The following is a 15,940-nucleotide window of genomic DNA, read 5'->3' as shown; positions in this document are numbered from 1 at the left end:
TGACACACGCACCATCGCTCTCCCCGACAAGCCCCGCGCTCCCCACCGCCGGCGGCTTTTTCCGTCGTTTCCGCTCCACCCCCTCGGAGCCGGATTTCGCCAAGCGCGTGCAGTTTTCCTCGCCCTACCTGCCTTATCTCTTCCTCGCTCCGCAGATGGCGATCATCTTCATCTTCTTCTATTGGCCCTCGGTGCAGGCGATCCAGTCGTCCTTCTATCTCGAGGACCCCTTCGGCTTCGGCTCCACCTTCGTCGGCATGAGCAACTACACCGATGTCCTGAAATCGACGGAATATCTCGGCATCGCCCGCTTCACCGCCGTCTTTACGGCGCTCGTCACCTTCTTTTCGCTCGCCATCGGCCTGCTGCTTGCCGTCAAGGCAGACGGCATCATCCGCGGCAATGCCACCTACAAGACGCTGCTCATCTGGGTCTACGCCATCGCCCCGCCGGTCGCCGGCCTCATGGGCATGATGATGTTCGACCAGCACATCGGCCCGCTGGTCAAATTCGTCGGTCTGTTCGGCTGGGACATGAAGGTCGGCCTCAACTACACCGACACCGCGGCCGCGATGATCATCGTCTCCGTCTGGAAGCAGATCCCCTACAATTTCATCTTCTTCCTCTCCGGCCTGCAGGGCATTCCGGTCTCCGTGCGCGAGGCGGCGCTGATGGACTGCCGCTCCGGTTTCCGCCGTTTCTGGACCGTGATCCTGCCGCTGCTTGCCCCGACTGCCTTCTTCCTCCTGATCATCAACACCACCTACGCCCTCTTCGATACCTTCGGCATCATCGACGTGATGGTGAAGGACAAGGCCGCCAACAACCCGATCACCCTCGTCTACAAGGTCTATATGGACGGTTTCCGCGGCAACGATCTCGGCGGCTCGTCTGCCCAGTCCGTCATCCTGATGATCATCGTCTTCGTGCTCACCATCTTCCAGTTCCGCTTCATCGAGCGGCGTGTCCACTACACTTGAGGTCGCCCCCATGCAGCGCGTCAAAATCTTCGATCATGTCATCCTGCTGATGGGCGTCTTCATCATGGTCGGCCCGCTGGTCGTTGCCCTGATGACCTCCAGCCATGAGGCCGCGGATATCCACCGCAACGGCCTGTCCATCCTGCCCGGCGGCCACTTCGTCGATACCTACACCAAGGTGCTGACCAAGGAAGGCGGCTTCACCGGCAAGATCACCGGTCTTCGGATGATGATGAACTCCCTTATCCTAGGCATCGGCTTTGCCGTCGGCAAGATCGCGCTTTCGATGCTGGCGGCCTATGCGCTCGTCTATTTCCGCTTCCGCTTCGCGACGATCCTCTTCTGGATGATCTTCACGACCCTGCTTCTGCCGCTCGAAGTCCGCATCCTCCCCTCCTACGAGGTGATGACCGCGCTGAACCTGACGAACACCTATACCGGCCTGATCGTCCCGCTGCTGGCGTCCGCTACCGGCACCTTCTATTTCCGCCAGTTCTTCAAATCGATCCCCGACGAACTGCTCGAAGCCGCCCGCATCGATGGCGCCGGCCCGTTCAAGTTCTTCATCGGTGTCATCGTGCCGCTGTCGAAGACCATGATGGCCGCGATCTTCATCATCATGTTCGTCTATGGCTGGAATCAGTATCTGTGGCCGACGCTGATGACCACGGATGAGAGCTTCTTCACGCTGGTCCGCGGCATCAAGCAGATCCTGCTCGTCTGGGTCGGCTCCAACATCCCCGATTACAACGAGGCCTTTGCCCTGGCGATCCTCGCCATGCTGCCGCCGGTGATGATCGTCATGATCTTCCAGCGCTGGTTCATCAAGGGTCTCACCGAAAGCGACAAGTAGGAGATACGCCATGTCAGCGATCAACATCACCAATGTTTCGAAGATCTATGCCGGCGGCGTCGAAGCGGTGAAATCCGTATCGATCGATATCGCCGATGGCGAATTCATCGTGCTCGTCGGCCCCTCCGGCTGCGGCAAGTCCACGCTGCTGCGCATGGTCGCGGGCTTGGAAACCATCTCCAAAGGCACCGTCGAAATCGCCGACCGCATCGTCAATGACGTCGAGCCGGCCGAACGCGATATCGCCATGGTCTTCCAGAACTACGCGCTCTACCCGCACATGACTGTCTACGACAACCTCGCCTACGGCCTCAAGAACCGCGGCACGCCCAAGGCCGAGATCGACGCCCGCGTCGCGGAAGCCGCCCGCATGCTGCAGCTCGAACAATACCTCGACCGCAAGCCCCGCGCGCTTTCCGGCGGCCAGCGCCAGCGCGTCGCCATGGGCCGCGCCATCGTGCGCAAACCCGCCGCCTTCCTCTTCGACGAACCCCTGTCGAACCTCGACGCCAAACTGCGCGTCTCCATGCGCGGCGAAATCAAGCAACTGCAAAAACGCCTCGGCACCACCTCGCTCTACGTCACCCACGACCAGCTCGAAGCCATGACGCTCGCCGACCGCCTCGTGGTCCTCAACGGCGGCGAGATCGAACAGATCGGCCGCCCCCTCGACGTCTACCACACCCCCGCCTCCACCTTCGTTGCCAGCTTCATCGGCTCCCCCGCCATGAACCTCTTGCGCGCCAACCGCGAAGGTAACCGCCTGCATTTCGGTTCGCAGACACTGGAAGCCGACCGCCTCGCGGCGCTCCCCACCGACCTCACCGTCGGCCTGCGCGCCGAAGACCTGCGCGTTGCGCAGGCGGGTGAACAATCCCTCACCCTGAAGATCGATTACGTCGAAGAACTGGGCGCCCAACGCCTCGTCCACGGCACGGTGGACGGCAAGCCACTCACCGCTGCCCTATCGCCCGAAATCGACCTCGGCGAAACCATCGCCCTCACCATAGCCCCGTCCCGCCTGCATTTCTTCGACACGACGACAGGCAAGCGGCTGACGCGCTTGACCGACACGTCCTCTGTCATTCGCGAGCAGGTCGCGGCACTGGAACCAGCCATCAGCTGATCGGCTGGCCTTCCGGACGCCATTGAAACCATAAAACCTCTCCCCAAGCGGGAAGAGATTTGTTTGCATTTCTATCGAGATGCCCCGCCACTTTGTGCGCGGGGGAACAAGGCTGTGCGCGGTGCTCGATCGCCCCCTCTCCCCGCCTGCGGGGGGAGGGCTGGGGTGAGGGGCAAACTGTCATCCTTGAGAGCGACGACACTTCCGCCCCTCATCCGCCCTTCGGGCACCTTCTCCCCGTTTTACGGGGAGAAGGAAACGCGCGAACCCGCCGTTACCAGGAATATTTCAGCGTCCCGAGAACCTTGCGGCGGTCGCCGTAATATTCCGTTCCGTAGTAGGAGGTCGCGACATATTTGCGGTCGAACAGGTTGGTGGCGTTCACCGCCAGCGTGACGTCCTTGGTGACCTTGTAGCTGACGGCCGCATCCACCGTCGTATAGCCGGGAACCGAAGCCGTGTTGGCATCGTCGCCATAGGTCTGGCCGATGTAGCGCACACCCCCGCCGATCGTCAGATCCCCGCGCTGCCCTTCGCCGGGGATCGTGTAATCGAGCCAGGCGGAAGCGAGGTGACGCGGAACGCGCGACGGCCGGTTGCCGACATTGCCGCCAATCCCGTCTTCAAGGATTTCGCCGTCCCAGTAGGAATAGGCGAGCGTCAGGTTCAGGTTGCTGTTGATCGCCGCCTTGCCCTCAAGCTCAAGACCACGAACGCGAACTTCACCGATCTGCTGCTGGATCAGCGGCGTCACGTAGCTCGGAACGTTGGTCTGGGTCAGGTCGAACAGCGCCGCCGTAAACAGCCCATCGAACCCGTCCGGCTGATACTTGACGCCGACTTCATACTGCTGGCCCAGCTGCGGCTTCAGCGAACCATCGACGGCGTAACCATTGGCGCTCGGCGTCACCAGCGGCTGGAAGCTGGTGGAATAGTTGGCGTAGCCGGCGAAATTCGGGGTGAACTTGTAGGTCAGGCCGATACGCTTGGTGAAGGCAGTGGCGGTATCGTCATCCTGCGTGTTCGTATCGAGATAGTCCGCGGTCGTGTTGACCCGATCCCAGCGTCCGCCGGCGGTGATGATCCAGCGATCGTCGAAGGTCAGCTGCTCCTGAGCGTAGATGCCCAGGGCTTCCTGTTTGACCCGCCAGTTCACATAGGGACCGAGGTTGATGCAGGACAGTCCGCAATAGACGGGATTGTTGATGTCCAGCGGTCCAGCCGTACCGAAGAGAATGGTTTCGCGGGTGTTGTCGTTGGCGTAGTCAACACCGACGAGCGTCTTGCTCTCGCCTCCGTCCCAACCGGTGTCGTATTGCAGCTGGTTGTCCATGGTGTAGCGGTTGGAGCGGCCATCGACCGAAAACGCCGTGCGGTTCGCCGTCGGATCGAGCGAGGCGCCGTAGACTTCGGCGTAGTCGAGATCCATATGCGTGTAGCGCGCATTCGAGCGGAATGTCAGGTTTTCGTTGAACTCATGCTCGAACTGGTAGCCGATATCGGACTGTTCGGTGTTGAAGCGGTTGAAGTCCGGTTCGCCGAGGAAGGTGTCGATATCGAGGTTCGCGCCGCTCGGGAAGCCGCGGGCGCCCGTTCCGTCGCGCTTATAATGGTCCATCAGGATGGTGAGCGAGGTGCCGTCATCGGGCTGGATGGTGAAGGCCGGCGCAATATAGACGCGGTCATCGTTGGAATAGTCCCAGCCGAGATCGCCTTCCTTGCCCAGCGCCGTGAAACGGTAGCTGTAAACGCCGTCAGCATCGATCGGGCCGCCGAAATCGGTGCCGACTTCCTTCGTGCCCTCGCCGAGCGAGGTGTAGATTTCGCCGTGCTTTTCATCCTGCGGACGCTTGGTGATCGAGTTCACCAGCCCGCCGGGACCGTTGAGACCAAAGAGCGTCGAGGTCGAGCCCTTCAGGACCTCAACGCGCTGGAGGCCATAGGGCTCGAGACGGCTGGCTGTGAAGTAGGCTGGGATACGCGCCGCCAGGCCATCGCGATACATGCCGAGCACCGTCTGGTCGAAGCCGCGGATACGAACATAGTCGTAGCGGTCGTCATTGCCGAACTCGTCGGCGAAAACGCCGGCCGTGTAGGAGACGGCCTGCTGGACGCTTTCGACATGGCGCGTTTCCAGTTCCTTTTGCGTAATAACGGAGACGGAAGCGGGAAGGTCGATGACCGGCGTATCGGTCTTGCTGCCCGTCGCGGTATCGGTCGCGACGATCGTTTCGTCAGGGCCGACAGCACGGCTGGTTTTCCCGATGGCAACGATCGGCTCCAGCGGCGTCGCCTCCTCGGTCGAGGCGTCCTGCGCCCAACCGGTGCCTGCCATGGCGAAACATACCGTCACCAAAGCGCTGCCCGCAATCAAGCGCGCTGTCCGCGCCCGCACAACGTGCTGTCGATCCATATTCAGTTTCGTTTCCCCTGCACTGTGTCCAGCCAACCCGGTGGCCTCAACGACATTTCATCAGGGGCAATTACTCAAACAAGACAAAATGAGTCAACTTAATAATCGAGCGTTCGCAAGGGTTTCACCAGCAGATGCAAAAGTTGCCCCGAGAAAGTTACGTCAGCGCCGCACCGCAAACGCAATCCCCACCGCCCGGTTCACCGCCGCCCCCAGCACAGACATATGCGTCTCACCCGGGTAGATCTCGAACTGCGCCCTCAGCCCGTCTGCCGTCCCGTTCAGCCGCGTCGTCATTTCCTGCGCCAGCCGCACAGTCTGTTCCTGTTTTTTCTTTTCCAGCCGCTTTTCGGCATCGTCGTTCAGCGTCTGGAACGGCGCGAGATCGTCACCCTCGTATTCGCCGGCGGACATATGCACATAGGCCGGCGCCGGCAGCGGCTTGCGCCCCGCCTCGTTGTTCAGGATCTCCGACCCTTCCCAATAGATCGTCGGGCTCGCCGCGACCCAGTTGGAAAACAGCTCAGGTCGCTCGAAAAGGCCATAGAGCGTGAAAAGCCCGCCGAACGAATGCCCGAACAAGGTCCGCCGCGCCGGATCCAGCATCGTCATCTCAGATATCTTCGGCAACAGATCGTCCGTGATCATGTCGAGAAGCTCGCCCGTCCCGCCGATACGAACCGGGGGCCCGCCTTCGAAATAAGGCGGATAGGTCTTCACCGGCGGAGGCCCCAAATCCCAGGCGCGCCGGAACGCATCGTAAGGCTCGTCCGTCGGATAGCCAATCGCCGCGATAACACCCCAGCCGACATTGGTGCCAGTGGGGTAAAACGCCTGCGTCATCAGGCTGGCGACCGCAAAAGGAAAGGTGGCATTGCCATCCGTCAGCACCAGCAGCGGCCATCCCTCGGCCGGCGGCTCGCCCTTCGGGATAGACAGAAATATCCGATGGGGCTCGCCACTTTTGGAAGGATTGATATCGAAAAAGCAGGTGCCGGGCATGAAATAGGGATTGGTCGTCATGCAAACCTCGATGGCGTTGAGACCCGCCCGCTGTAGCGGATAGCTCCGTATCGTAACAAGACCCGGCAACGATCGATTCCGGATGATCCGCAGGACGATGATCCATCGGGATCACGCTCTTTTCGTGGAGCAGGCGACCATGCAGTGTATACTTTAGCAGCCTCTTCCAAACCCCGGCACAACCTTCTATCGTGGAAGCATTCGGAAAAAAATTCTTGGGCATCTCCTTCCAATGGTCGAACGCAATCTGATCGCCAATTACGTGCATTTCCATTCATCCGGCGCTTATGGTTTTGGCGGAAAGCACTTGCCGAGGGTCCTGCCTCATTTGCTGGCATTTGGCCCGAAGTCGCTCATCGATTATGGCGCCGGCCGCAGCCCCATTGCTCAACGGCTCGGCAAGAAGGCTGGCATCGACGACGTTGTATCCTTCGATCCCGCCATACCCGAAAGGTCGGCCCTGCCAAACCGGACATTCTCCGTCGTCGTGAGTTTTGATGTCCTCGAACACATTCCGGAAGAGGAGATGCATTCGGTTCTCAGCGAGATGGCCCGTCTAGCGCCCGATGCCCTGCATGTCATCGACACGAGGCCCGCAATTGCGACCTTGTCGGACGGTCGCAATGCGCATGTTTCCCAACATGATGAAGACTGGTGGCTGGAGCGGTTGCGGCAATACTGGCCCTCCGCGCAGGCTTTCCCGATGAACAATGGACGGGTCGGGATCAAAACCTGGAGCGCCTCTCTTCCGAAATGGCGTCACAACCTGATTGTTCTGCGGGAGAAAGTCGAAATGAAGCTGCGCAAACGCTTCAGAATGAAATGAACTCTTGCAAGAGCAGCAATTGATCGACCGCCGGATACCCCAGCAGCCTTAGATTGCGTCCGCAAAAACCGATACGCGACGGCGCACGCTGCGGACAGCCGTTCGCCATCCGTAGCCGGCCCCGCCGGGCCAGGCAACCCGAAGACCTGCTCCGCTACATCAAGCGTGAAACTCAGGGGCACTTGCGATTAATCAGAAACGGGTATATACCCGCGATCATGTCAACCACCTCATGCCACTGCATCCTGTTGCGCAGAGCAAGCCGCAAGGTCTCGTCTTACTACGACGAGGCGCTGGCGCCGCTGGGCGTCAACATCGGCCAGTTCAGCCTTCTGCGAAATATCCGCAAGCTGGAGCCGGTGTCCCTGACGGAGCTTGCCCACCGCGTCGAGCTCGATCGCTCAACCGTCGGCCGCAATGCCAAGGTGCTGGAGCGCATGCGGCTCATCGCCATCGGCCATGGCGACGATCAGCGGGAAGCCATGCTGACGATTACGCCTCGGGGACATGAGATTCTCGATCAGGGCGCTCCCCTCTGGGATGGCGTTCAGGATCAGATCGAAGCCCGGCTCGGGCCGGAGAAGACGGAACAGTTGCGGGAGCTGCTCGCAGCTCTCTAAATATTGATTAAAACGGGTATATGCCCGCATATGCGGGCATATACCGATAACCGCATGCCGCCAGGGCGGCTCTCTCAGGAGACGGGAAATGATATCGACACAGGTCGCCGGCTGGATGGCGCGACGAAACATTCATTACGGCTGGGTCGTGGCCGCCACCACTTTTCTCACCATGCTGGCGACCGCTGGCGCCATGGGATCGGCCGGCGTGATGATCCAGCCGCTGCATGAGGAGTTCGGCTGGGATATCGCCGATATCTCCTCCGCCATGGCCGTGCGCCTCGTACTGTTCGGCCTGCTCGGCCCCTTCGCGGCTGCCTTTATGAACCATTTCGGCATCCGCCAAGTGGTCGCAACCGCGCTCGCGATGATCATGGGCGGCATCGTCATCTCGCTGTTTATGACCGAAGTCTGGCAGTTGCTCCTGCTCTGGGGCGTGGTGATCGGCGTCGGCACAGGCATGACGGCGCTGGTGCTCGGCGCCACCGTCGCCGCCCGCTGGTTTTCGCATCGCCGCGGCCTCGTCGTCGGCCTGATGACCGCCAGCAACGCCACTGGCCAGCTGATATTCCTGCCGATCCTCGCCGCCCTGACGGAAGCCTATGGCTGGCGCATTGCGCTTGCCCTTGCCGTCGCCGTCATCGCCACCGCCATGGTCCTCGTCCTGCTGCTCATGCGCGATCACCCCGCCGATGTCGGCCTGCCGGCGTATGGCGAAACGGCCGTCATCAAGCCGCCAGAGCAGGATCACAACCTCTTCGCCACCCTGATTTCCCCGCTGGTCATCCTGAAGAGCGTCTCGGGCAATCCCGTCTTCTGGGTTCTGTTCGGCACCTTCTTCGTCTGCGGCCTCTCGACCAATGGCTTGATCCAGACCCACTGGATCTCGATCTGCGGCGATTTCGGCATGGCCGCGGTCACCGCCGCCGGTACGCTCGCGGTCATCGGCATCTTCGATTTCTTCGGCACCATCGCCGCCGGCTGGCTGTCCGATCGTTATGACAGCCGCGTCCTGCTGTTCTGGTTTTACGGCTTGCGCGGCATGTCGCTGATCTACCTGTCGCTGTCGGGCTTCAGCTTCGTGGAATTGTCGCTCTTCGCCATCTTCTACGGCCTCGACTGGGTCGCAACCGTCCCGCCGACGGTCAAGCTCGCTGCGGAAAACTTCGGCCGCGAAAAAGCCGGCCTCGTCTTCGGCTGGGTCTTCGCCGGCCACCAGCTCGGCGCCGCTACCGCCGCTTTCGGCGCCGGTTATTTCAAGAGCGACTACAACACGTACATGCCCGCCCTGCAGATCGCCGGCCTCATGTGCATCCTTGCGGCACTTGCGGTGATGCTGCTGAAGAAGCCCGGCTCGGCAACGGCCGTGCCGCAGGCGGCATAGGCATTTCTAGTCAGGGACGGAGTACGCCGTCCCTTTCAAAAAAAGCCGAAAAACTTGTCCCCGCCAATCCCCGCCCTTTTCACCCGTGCCACACTCCTCTCGTCCCGCTATCGGATACACCGGAAAGCGTTGCCGGCGAGGCGGGGCCGGTGCCTTTGGTCTGTGTTTGAAACGCAGGCACATCCAAGGGGGCCTGCAGAAAATGCTTTCCCTCCCGTTTGAAAGAGAGCGGGGCGTGCCTGTGCGGCACAAATGCGGACCGGCGACTGGCATCTCGCAAGATATGCCTTTCGTGCCGCGGCGGGTCATCCGTCAGCGCCACCCTGTCAAAGGTGCCGGTAATCCGCGCAGAGGAAGCGGAGTTGCAGGTAAAAATCACCGAGACGGGGCACATCGCGTGTCACTTACTACAACTCAACCAGGCACCCGATGTGCCCCGGCCGAGTTCATACCCTTCAAACCACGGACGCCTTGCGCCGCGTGAACGCGAACCTGCGTTTTCATGGTCAAGCCTGCAGAATTCTTTATGTTTCCGCCGTTGCGATTTGCTATAGAACGCTCGATAACGACGCTCAACAGGAAACGACCCATGGCGAAGATCACCACTGTCGCGGTCCAGATGGACCATGTCTCCGGCATCACCATCGCGGGCGACAGCACTTTCGCCATGAGCCTTGAGGCGCAGGCCCGCGGCTACAAGCTGTTCCATTATACGCCCAACCAGCTTTCGCTGCGCGACGGCCGGGTCTACGCCACCGTCCAGCCGATGGAACTGCGCGACATCAAGGGCGATCACTACACGCTGGGCGACGCCGAGCGCGTCGACCTCTCGACCATGGACGTGGTGCTGCTGCGCCAGGACCCGCCCTTCGACATGGCCTACATCACCTCCACCCATCTGCTGGAGCGCATCCACCCGAAGACGCTTGTCGTCAACCACCCCGCCTGGGTCCGCAACTCGCCGGAAAAGATCTTCGTCACCGAATTTCCGGACCTGATGCCGAAAACGCTGATCACCCGGGACCCGGCGGAAATCGCCTCGTTCCGCGCCGAGATGGGCGATATCATCCTGAAGCCGCTCTACGGCAATGGCGGCGCCGGTGTCTTCCATTCGCCCCGCGACGACCGCAACATGTCCTCGCTTTTGGAAATGTTCGGCCAGATGTTCCGCGAACCCTTCATCGCCCAGGAATATCTGCCGGCGGTGCGCAAGGGCGACAAGCGTATCCTGCTCGTCGATGGCGAACCCGTCGGCGCCATCAACCGCGTGCCGGCCGAGCATGATGCCCGCTCGAACATGCACGCCGGCGGCACCCCCATGCCGACCGAACTCACGACCCGCGAACGCGAAATCTGCGCCCGCATCGGCCCCGCCCTTCGCGAACGCGGCTTCCTCTTCGTCGGCATCGACGTGATCGGCGACGTCATGACCGAGATCAACGTCACCTCGCCCACCGGCATCCGCGAAGTGAAAAAATTCGGCGGTGCCGATGTCGCCTCCTTGCTTTGGGATGCCATCGAGCGCAAGCGCGCCTGATTTGGCGTCCCCTCTCCCCCGGGGAGGGCCAGGGTGAGGGGCAAAAGCATCGACACCGCAACACGCTTCTGATCGGGCAAGATCAGCGCAGCACGCGCTCCCTTCTCACCGACCGGGTAAGGGAAGAGCCGCATCATCCCCGTCCCCCTCGGCAATGCCAGAATATTGACAGGCAGCAGCCGGAAGGCTTCATTCTGGCGGCAATCGCAGCGTGCGGCGTGTTTTTGGGGAAAGGCGATATGGCGAAAGCCCTGAAAGACAGACTGGCCCTGTCGAGAACCGGTCTTTTCATCGGCCTGCTGTTTCTCGCCGCGTCGGTTACGCCGAGCCTGATCCCACGCCCCTATCTGATGCAAGGCGCGCTTTCCGGATTGCTGCTGGCCTTGGGCTATGGCTTCGGCATTCTCGGCCTCTGGTTCTGGCGTTATCTGGAATTGCCGATCCCGCAAGGCCGACGCGTTCGCATTAGCGGCGATCTCGCCTGCGCTGGCGCGCTTTTCCTTGTGCTCCTGTCGTTCTGGAATGCTCGCAACTGGCAAAATTCCATCCGCACGCTGATGGATATGCCGCCGGTGGAAAGCGTCGAGCCCATGTCGCTCGTGCTCGTCACGGTGCTGGTGTTCCTGATCGTGCTTTTCGTTTCACGGCTCTGCCTCAAGGCCTTCCGCTTTCTCTCGGCCAGGGTGGAGCCCTACAGCACGCGGCCGATTTCGCGCGTCTTCAGCGCGCTCGCCGTTCTCATTCTCGTCTGGACCATCGCCGATGGGATATTGCTGAAAGCCGGGCTGCGCATCGCCGACTCGTCCTTCCGGGAACTCGACAGCCTGATCGATGCCGATGTCGCAGCCTCGACCGATCCCTTGAAGAGCGGCAGCGCCGCCTCCCTCGTCGCCTGGCAGGATCTCGGTTTTCGTGGCCGCGAATTCGTCTCCTCCGGTCCTTCGGCAAAGGATATCGCCGCCTTTACCGGGAAAGAAGCCAAGGAGCCCATCCGCGTCTATGTCGGCCTCGATGCGGCGGATACGGCGGAGGAACGGGCCGCCCTTGCGCTTGAGGAAATGAAGCGCGTCGGCGCCTTCGAACGCTCGATCCTGATCGTCGCCATGCCGACCGGCACCGGCTGGATGGATCCCGCCGCCATGGATCCGGTCGAGTATCTCCACGATGGCGATGTCGCGAGCGTCGGGTTGCAATATTCCTATCTCGCCAGCTGGCTCTCCTTGCTGGTGGAGCCAAATTACGGACAGGAAAGCGGCACCGCATTGTTCCGCGCCGTCTATGGCCACTGGACGACGCTGCCGAAGGATCAGCGGCCGCGTCTCTATCTGCATGGCCTCAGCCTCGGCTCGTTGAATTCCGCCCGCTCGATGCAGTTGATCGATGTCATCGGCGATGCGCCGCAGGGTGCCTTCTGGGCAGGCCCGCCCTTCCCCAGCGCCGGCTGGATTTCGGCAACGGCCAATCGCGTGAAGGGTACGCCCGCATGGCTGCCCCGCTTCGGCGACAGCTCGGTCATCCGCTTCACGGCGCAGAAGAATGCGCTCGATATCCCCGGTGCCGTCTGGGGCCCGATGCGCATCGTCTATCTGCAATATGCCAGCGACCCCATCGTCTTCTTCAAGGAAAACGCCTTCTATCGCGAGCCGGACTGGATGAAGGCGCCGCGCGGACCGGATGTCTCGCCGGAGCTGCGCTGGTATCCCGTCATCACCGCGTTGCAGCTCGGCCTCGATATCGCGCTCGCCACCACCACGCCCATGGGCTACGGCCATGTCTATGCGCCGGAAAATTATCTCGACGGCTGGGCAGCCGTGACCGCTCCGGCGATGGCGCCGGCGGAGATTGCCCGGCTGCGCGAGCATTTCATTTCTCAGCGGGAAAAATACCAGTGAGATCGGCAGCGTTGCCTCTTGAAAGGCCATGCACTAGGGTCCGGCCCGACGGCCTGCCATATCGGATAGAACCATGATCCTTCAGCGAAAACGCATTCTCCTCATCATCTCTGGCGGTATCGCGGCCTATAAGAGCCTCGACCTCATCCGGCGTCTCAGGGAGCGCGGCGCCTCCGTTCGGCCGGTGATGACGGCGGGCGCGCAGGCCTTCGTAACGCCGCTCGCGGTCGGGGCGCTCGCCGCAGACAAGGTGTTCACGGAGCTCTTTTCCCGCGAAGACGAACAGGATGTCGGCCATATCCGCCTTGCCCGCGATTGCGATCTCATCCTGATCGCGCCGGCGACGGCTGATCTAATGGCCAAGATGGCGAACGGTCACGCCGATGATCTGGCCTCCACCATCCTGCTCGCGACCGATAAGCCCGTGCTGGCAGCACCCGCCATGAACCCCAAGATGTGGACGCATCCCGCCACGCAACGCAACCATCAGACGCTTGTGGGCGACGGCATCCATTTCATCGGCCCTACCTCCGGCGAGATGGCCGAAAGCGGAGAGAAGGGCGAAGGCCGCATGGCCGAGCCGCTGGAGATCGTCGCCGCCGTCGAAGCGTTGCTCGATACAGGCGACAAGCCGCTTGCCGGCAAGAAGGCCATCGTCACCTCCGGCCCGACCCATGAGCCGATCGACCCCGTGCGCTACATCGCCAATCGCTCCTCCGGCAAGCAGGGCCACGCCATTGCCGCTGAACTGGCCCGGCTCGGTGCCGAGGTTACGCTGGTCTCCGGCCCCGTCACAATCCCCGATCCGAAGGGGGTGACGACCATCCATGTCGAGCGGGCCGAGGACATGCGCGACGCGGTTCTTGCAAACCTACCGGCCGATATCGCCGTGATGGTCGCCGCTGTCGCCGACTGGCGCGTGGCCTCCGCCGCCGGCAACAAGATCAAGAAGCAGCCCGGCGAAGCCCCGCCGCCGCTTATCCTCGCGGAAAACCCGGATATCCTGAAGACCATCGGCCGCCATCCGCAGCGACCAACTCTCGTCGTGGGTTTCGCGGCGGAAACCCAGAATGTCGCGGAAAACGGTCGCTCCAAGCTGGAGCGCAAGGGCGCCGATTACATCATCGCCAATGACGTTTCGCCGGAAACCGGCATCATGGGCGGCGATCGCAACCGGGTGAAGGTGATCGGCAAGGCCGGCGACGAGGATTGGCCGGAGATGGGTAAGCAGGTCGTGGCGGAAAGGATCGCCCGGCTGATCGCCTCACATTTTGCGTGAGAAGGCGCGATGGTTGGAGACGGCATGCTGCGTCTGTGGGCTGGCATTCTGCCCTCCCGTGCCGAACAGCCGCACATCGACACCGTTTTCCCCGACGATAACAGCCGTACCGTCCGGAATTTCGACCCACGCGTTGTCGTCGTCGTTCAGCGGCTCCGACACGAGGCAATAGCCCCCGCTCGGTCCCATCGGCGCCGCATACAGCGTCGGCGCCCGCCAGTCGGAGGCGTAGCGCACGGCATAGAGATCGTGGCCATCGGAGAAGGCAGCGGTGAAACGCACCAGAGTGCGCAGTTCCAGATGCTCGGAAAGCCGCTCGACAAAGGCCAATGTCTCCGCCATCGCGCCGAGCGGGTCGTGCTCCAGTCCGAATTGCAGGGCGAGCAGAAAGAGCAGTTCGCTATCCGTCGTGCCGGTGCGTGCCGCATAGAGATCGTTGTCGAGCATCGCCTCCATCGGCCGGCGCAGCTGCTCGAAATCGCCGATCTGGCCGTTGTGCATGAAGGACCAGCGGCCGTGCACGAAGGGGTGGCAGTTGTCGCGCCGCGTGCCGCCGCCGGTCGCGGCGCGGACATGGGCAAGGAAAAGCGGAGAGCGGATCTGCCGGGCAATACTCTTCAGGTTGCAGTCCGACCAGGCCGGCAGGATATCGCGGTAGCGGCCGGGTTCGGGATGATCGCCATACCAGGCGATGCCGAAGCCATCGCCATTGGTGGCCGTCTTGGCGCGGGTGGCGCAGTGGGATTGCTCGATCAGCGAATGGGCCGGCGATGTCACCAGTTCCTCGAGATAGAGCGGTTCCCCGCGATAGGCTGCCCAGCGGCACATGATCTGCACTCCATGTCGGCAACGAAGCACGCTGCCATTGACGGTTGGTTAACCATGATTTCAACCGATCATTCAACGCAAAACCGTAAAAATGCGTTAACGAACGGGCTTGGTGTTAGCGATAAGGCAGAGATAGCCGATTTTGCGGCAAACGCCGGTTCCGCCGGAAACACGCATCTGGAAAAAACATTCTTGGAAATGGAATGAATATTCTGTTCTCTTTCCTCGCGATCCGCTAAAACCCTTACATCTCAGGCAAGGGGAAACGATGAGCAACGAGCAGGTTCCGCAGGATTTCGAGGCGCTGAAGACGGCGATCCTCCAGCGTAAGGCCGTACTGCCCAAGCGGCTGAAGCAGGTGGCGGCCTATGCGCTCGATAATCCTGATGAAATCGCCTTCGGCACCGCCGCCAGCATTGCCGTGTCTGCCGATGTCCAGCCATCGACGCTGGTGCGTTTCGCGCAGCATTTTGGCTTCGAGGGTTTTTCCAGCCTGCAGCAGATTTTTCGCGCCCGCCTGCGGGAACGCGCACCGGGCTATGACGAGCGTTTGCGCGCACTTGCGGAAAAGGGAAATGACGAGCTGGAAAGCGGCGCGATCCTCAATGGCTTCATCGCTGCGGGTCACAAATCTCTCAATGCGCTGACGTCGGCCATCGATCCCGTGCGCTTCGACAGGGCGGTCAGCATTCTCGCCAATGCCGCCACCATCTATCTCATCGCCAAGCGCCGTGCCTATCCGATCACCAGCTATATGGCGTATGCCTTCGGCAAGTTGAAAATCCGCTGCCAGCTGGTCGGCACCGCCGCCGGCATCGATGATGACATGCTGGCTTTCGCGGGCGAAAGCGATGCCGCCTTTGCTGTCAGCTTTGCGCCCTATGCGGCGGAAACCATCAGCCAGGCGCTGGCCGTTTCCGGCAAGGATATCCCCGTCGTGTCGCTCACCGATTCCGTCTTTTCGCCGCTGGCCGAGTGCTCTACCGTCTGGTTCGAACTGGCTGAAGCCGATCATACCGGTTTCCGCTCGCTCTCCGCCAGCATGGCGTTCGCCATGGCGCTGACGGTCGCGGTCGCGGAAAAGCGCCAGCAGAACGCGGTGAAATGAAATGGAATGAAAATTCCATATTGACTTAATGTCGGAACCTATGTTTCATCCCGTTAAGGCCTCAGCGCCAA

14 protein-coding genes are annotated in these 15,940 nt (G+C 61.6%); 11 read left to right on the top strand and 3 right to left on the bottom strand.

Features of this window, described 5'->3' with window-relative positions; all coding sequences use genetic code 11:
* Positions 1–155: 155 nt before the first annotated feature.
* From BLX89_RS10960 to BLX89_RS10950, 3 genes are read left to right on the top strand one after another with little or no spacing between them, the layout of a single operon-like run.
* A complete protein-coding gene (locus tag BLX89_RS10960) occupies positions 156–980 on the top strand; it encodes an ABC transporter permease subunit (RefSeq protein ID WP_075291103.1) in 825 nt (274 codons plus the stop codon).
* A gap of 10 nt (positions 981–990) precedes the next feature.
* Positions 991–1,833 (top strand): sn-glycerol-3-phosphate ABC transporter permease UgpE, encoded by an 843-nt coding sequence (gene ugpE / locus BLX89_RS10955; protein ID WP_075290931.1) that lies wholly within the window; start codon positions 991–993, stop codon positions 1,831–1,833.
* Between the two features lie 10 nt (positions 1,834–1,843).
* Positions 1,844–2,959 (top strand): sn-glycerol-3-phosphate import ATP-binding protein UgpC, encoded by a 1,116-nt coding sequence (locus tag BLX89_RS10950; RefSeq protein WP_075290930.1) that lies wholly within the window; start codon positions 1,844–1,846, stop codon positions 2,957–2,959.
* Between the two features lie 274 nt (positions 2,960–3,233).
* Here the strand turns inward: BLX89_RS10950 and BLX89_RS10945 are convergent, their stop codons facing one another.
* Complete coding sequence (locus BLX89_RS10945; protein WP_245292805.1) at positions 3,234–5,294, bottom strand: TonB-dependent siderophore receptor; 2,061 nt, start codon at positions 5,292–5,294, stop codon at positions 3,234–3,236.
* A gap of 240 nt (positions 5,295–5,534) precedes the next feature.
* Entirely contained in the window at positions 5,535–6,395 is an 861-nt protein-coding gene (locus tag BLX89_RS10940) for an alpha/beta hydrolase (protein WP_075290928.1), read from the bottom strand.
* Positions 6,396–6,627: 232 nt separating this feature from the next.
* On the opposite strand from BLX89_RS10940, the gene BLX89_RS10935 reads away from it, so the two are divergent.
* The 6 genes from BLX89_RS10935 (at position 6,628) to coaBC (ending at position 13,933) form a co-directional block, all read left to right on the top strand.
* Complete coding sequence (locus BLX89_RS10935; protein ID WP_075290927.1) at positions 6,628–7,221, top strand: class I SAM-dependent methyltransferase; 594 nt, start codon at positions 6,628–6,630, stop codon at positions 7,219–7,221.
* Between the two features lie 218 nt (positions 7,222–7,439).
* Positions 7,440–7,841: a MarR family winged helix-turn-helix transcriptional regulator gene (locus tag BLX89_RS10930; protein ID WP_075290926.1), complete on the top strand. Its 402-nt coding sequence runs from the start codon at positions 7,440–7,442 to the stop codon at positions 7,839–7,841.
* Between the two features lie 88 nt (positions 7,842–7,929).
* Entirely contained in the window at positions 7,930–9,225 is a 1,296-nt protein-coding gene (locus BLX89_RS10925) for an MFS transporter (protein ID WP_075290925.1), read from the top strand.
* A gap of 589 nt (positions 9,226–9,814) precedes the next feature.
* Positions 9,815–10,762, top strand: coding sequence for a glutathione synthase (gshB, locus tag BLX89_RS10920; RefSeq protein WP_075290924.1), 948 nt, complete (start codon positions 9,815–9,817; stop codon positions 10,760–10,762).
* A gap of 239 nt (positions 10,763–11,001) precedes the next feature.
* Positions 11,002–12,654 carry an alpha/beta hydrolase gene (locus tag BLX89_RS10915; RefSeq protein WP_075290923.1) on the top strand — a complete coding sequence of 551 codons (1,653 nt, stop codon included), beginning with the start codon at positions 11,002–11,004 and terminating at the stop codon, positions 12,652–12,654.
* Between the two features lie 73 nt (positions 12,655–12,727).
* Complete coding sequence (gene coaBC, locus BLX89_RS10910; protein ID WP_075290922.1) at positions 12,728–13,933, top strand: bifunctional phosphopantothenoylcysteine decarboxylase/phosphopantothenate--cysteine ligase CoaBC; 1,206 nt, start codon at positions 12,728–12,730, stop codon at positions 13,931–13,933.
* Here the strand turns inward: coaBC and BLX89_RS10905 are convergent.
* Positions 13,919–14,761, bottom strand: a complete 843-nt coding sequence (locus BLX89_RS10905; RefSeq protein WP_075290921.1) for a class II glutamine amidotransferase — start codon at positions 14,759–14,761, stop codon at positions 13,919–13,921. The two genes, coaBC and BLX89_RS10905, sit on opposite strands and share 15 nt — an antisense overlap.
* A gap of 12 nt (positions 14,762–14,773) precedes the next feature.
* Here BLX89_RS10905 and BLX89_RS24235 point away from each other — a divergent pair, with 12 nt between their 5' ends.
* The gene (locus BLX89_RS24235; RefSeq protein ID WP_143523580.1) at positions 14,774–14,968 is read left to right on the top strand and encodes a hypothetical protein; all 195 of its coding nucleotides are present in this window, start codon (positions 14,774–14,776) and stop codon (positions 14,966–14,968) included.
* A 61-nt stretch (positions 14,969–15,029) separates the two neighbouring features.
* A complete protein-coding gene (locus BLX89_RS10900) occupies positions 15,030–15,869 on the top strand; it encodes a MurR/RpiR family transcriptional regulator (RefSeq protein WP_075290920.1) in 840 nt (279 codons plus the stop codon).
* The last annotated feature ends 71 nt before the right edge of the window (positions 15,870–15,940 follow it).

The organism is Pararhizobium arenae (assembly GCF_001931685.1).
GTDB classification, from domain to species: domain Bacteria; phylum Pseudomonadota; class Alphaproteobacteria; order Rhizobiales; family Rhizobiaceae; genus Pararhizobium; species Pararhizobium arenae.
Note: the sequence above shows the minus strand (reverse complement) of the source record. Positions and strands in the feature narration are given on the sequence as shown.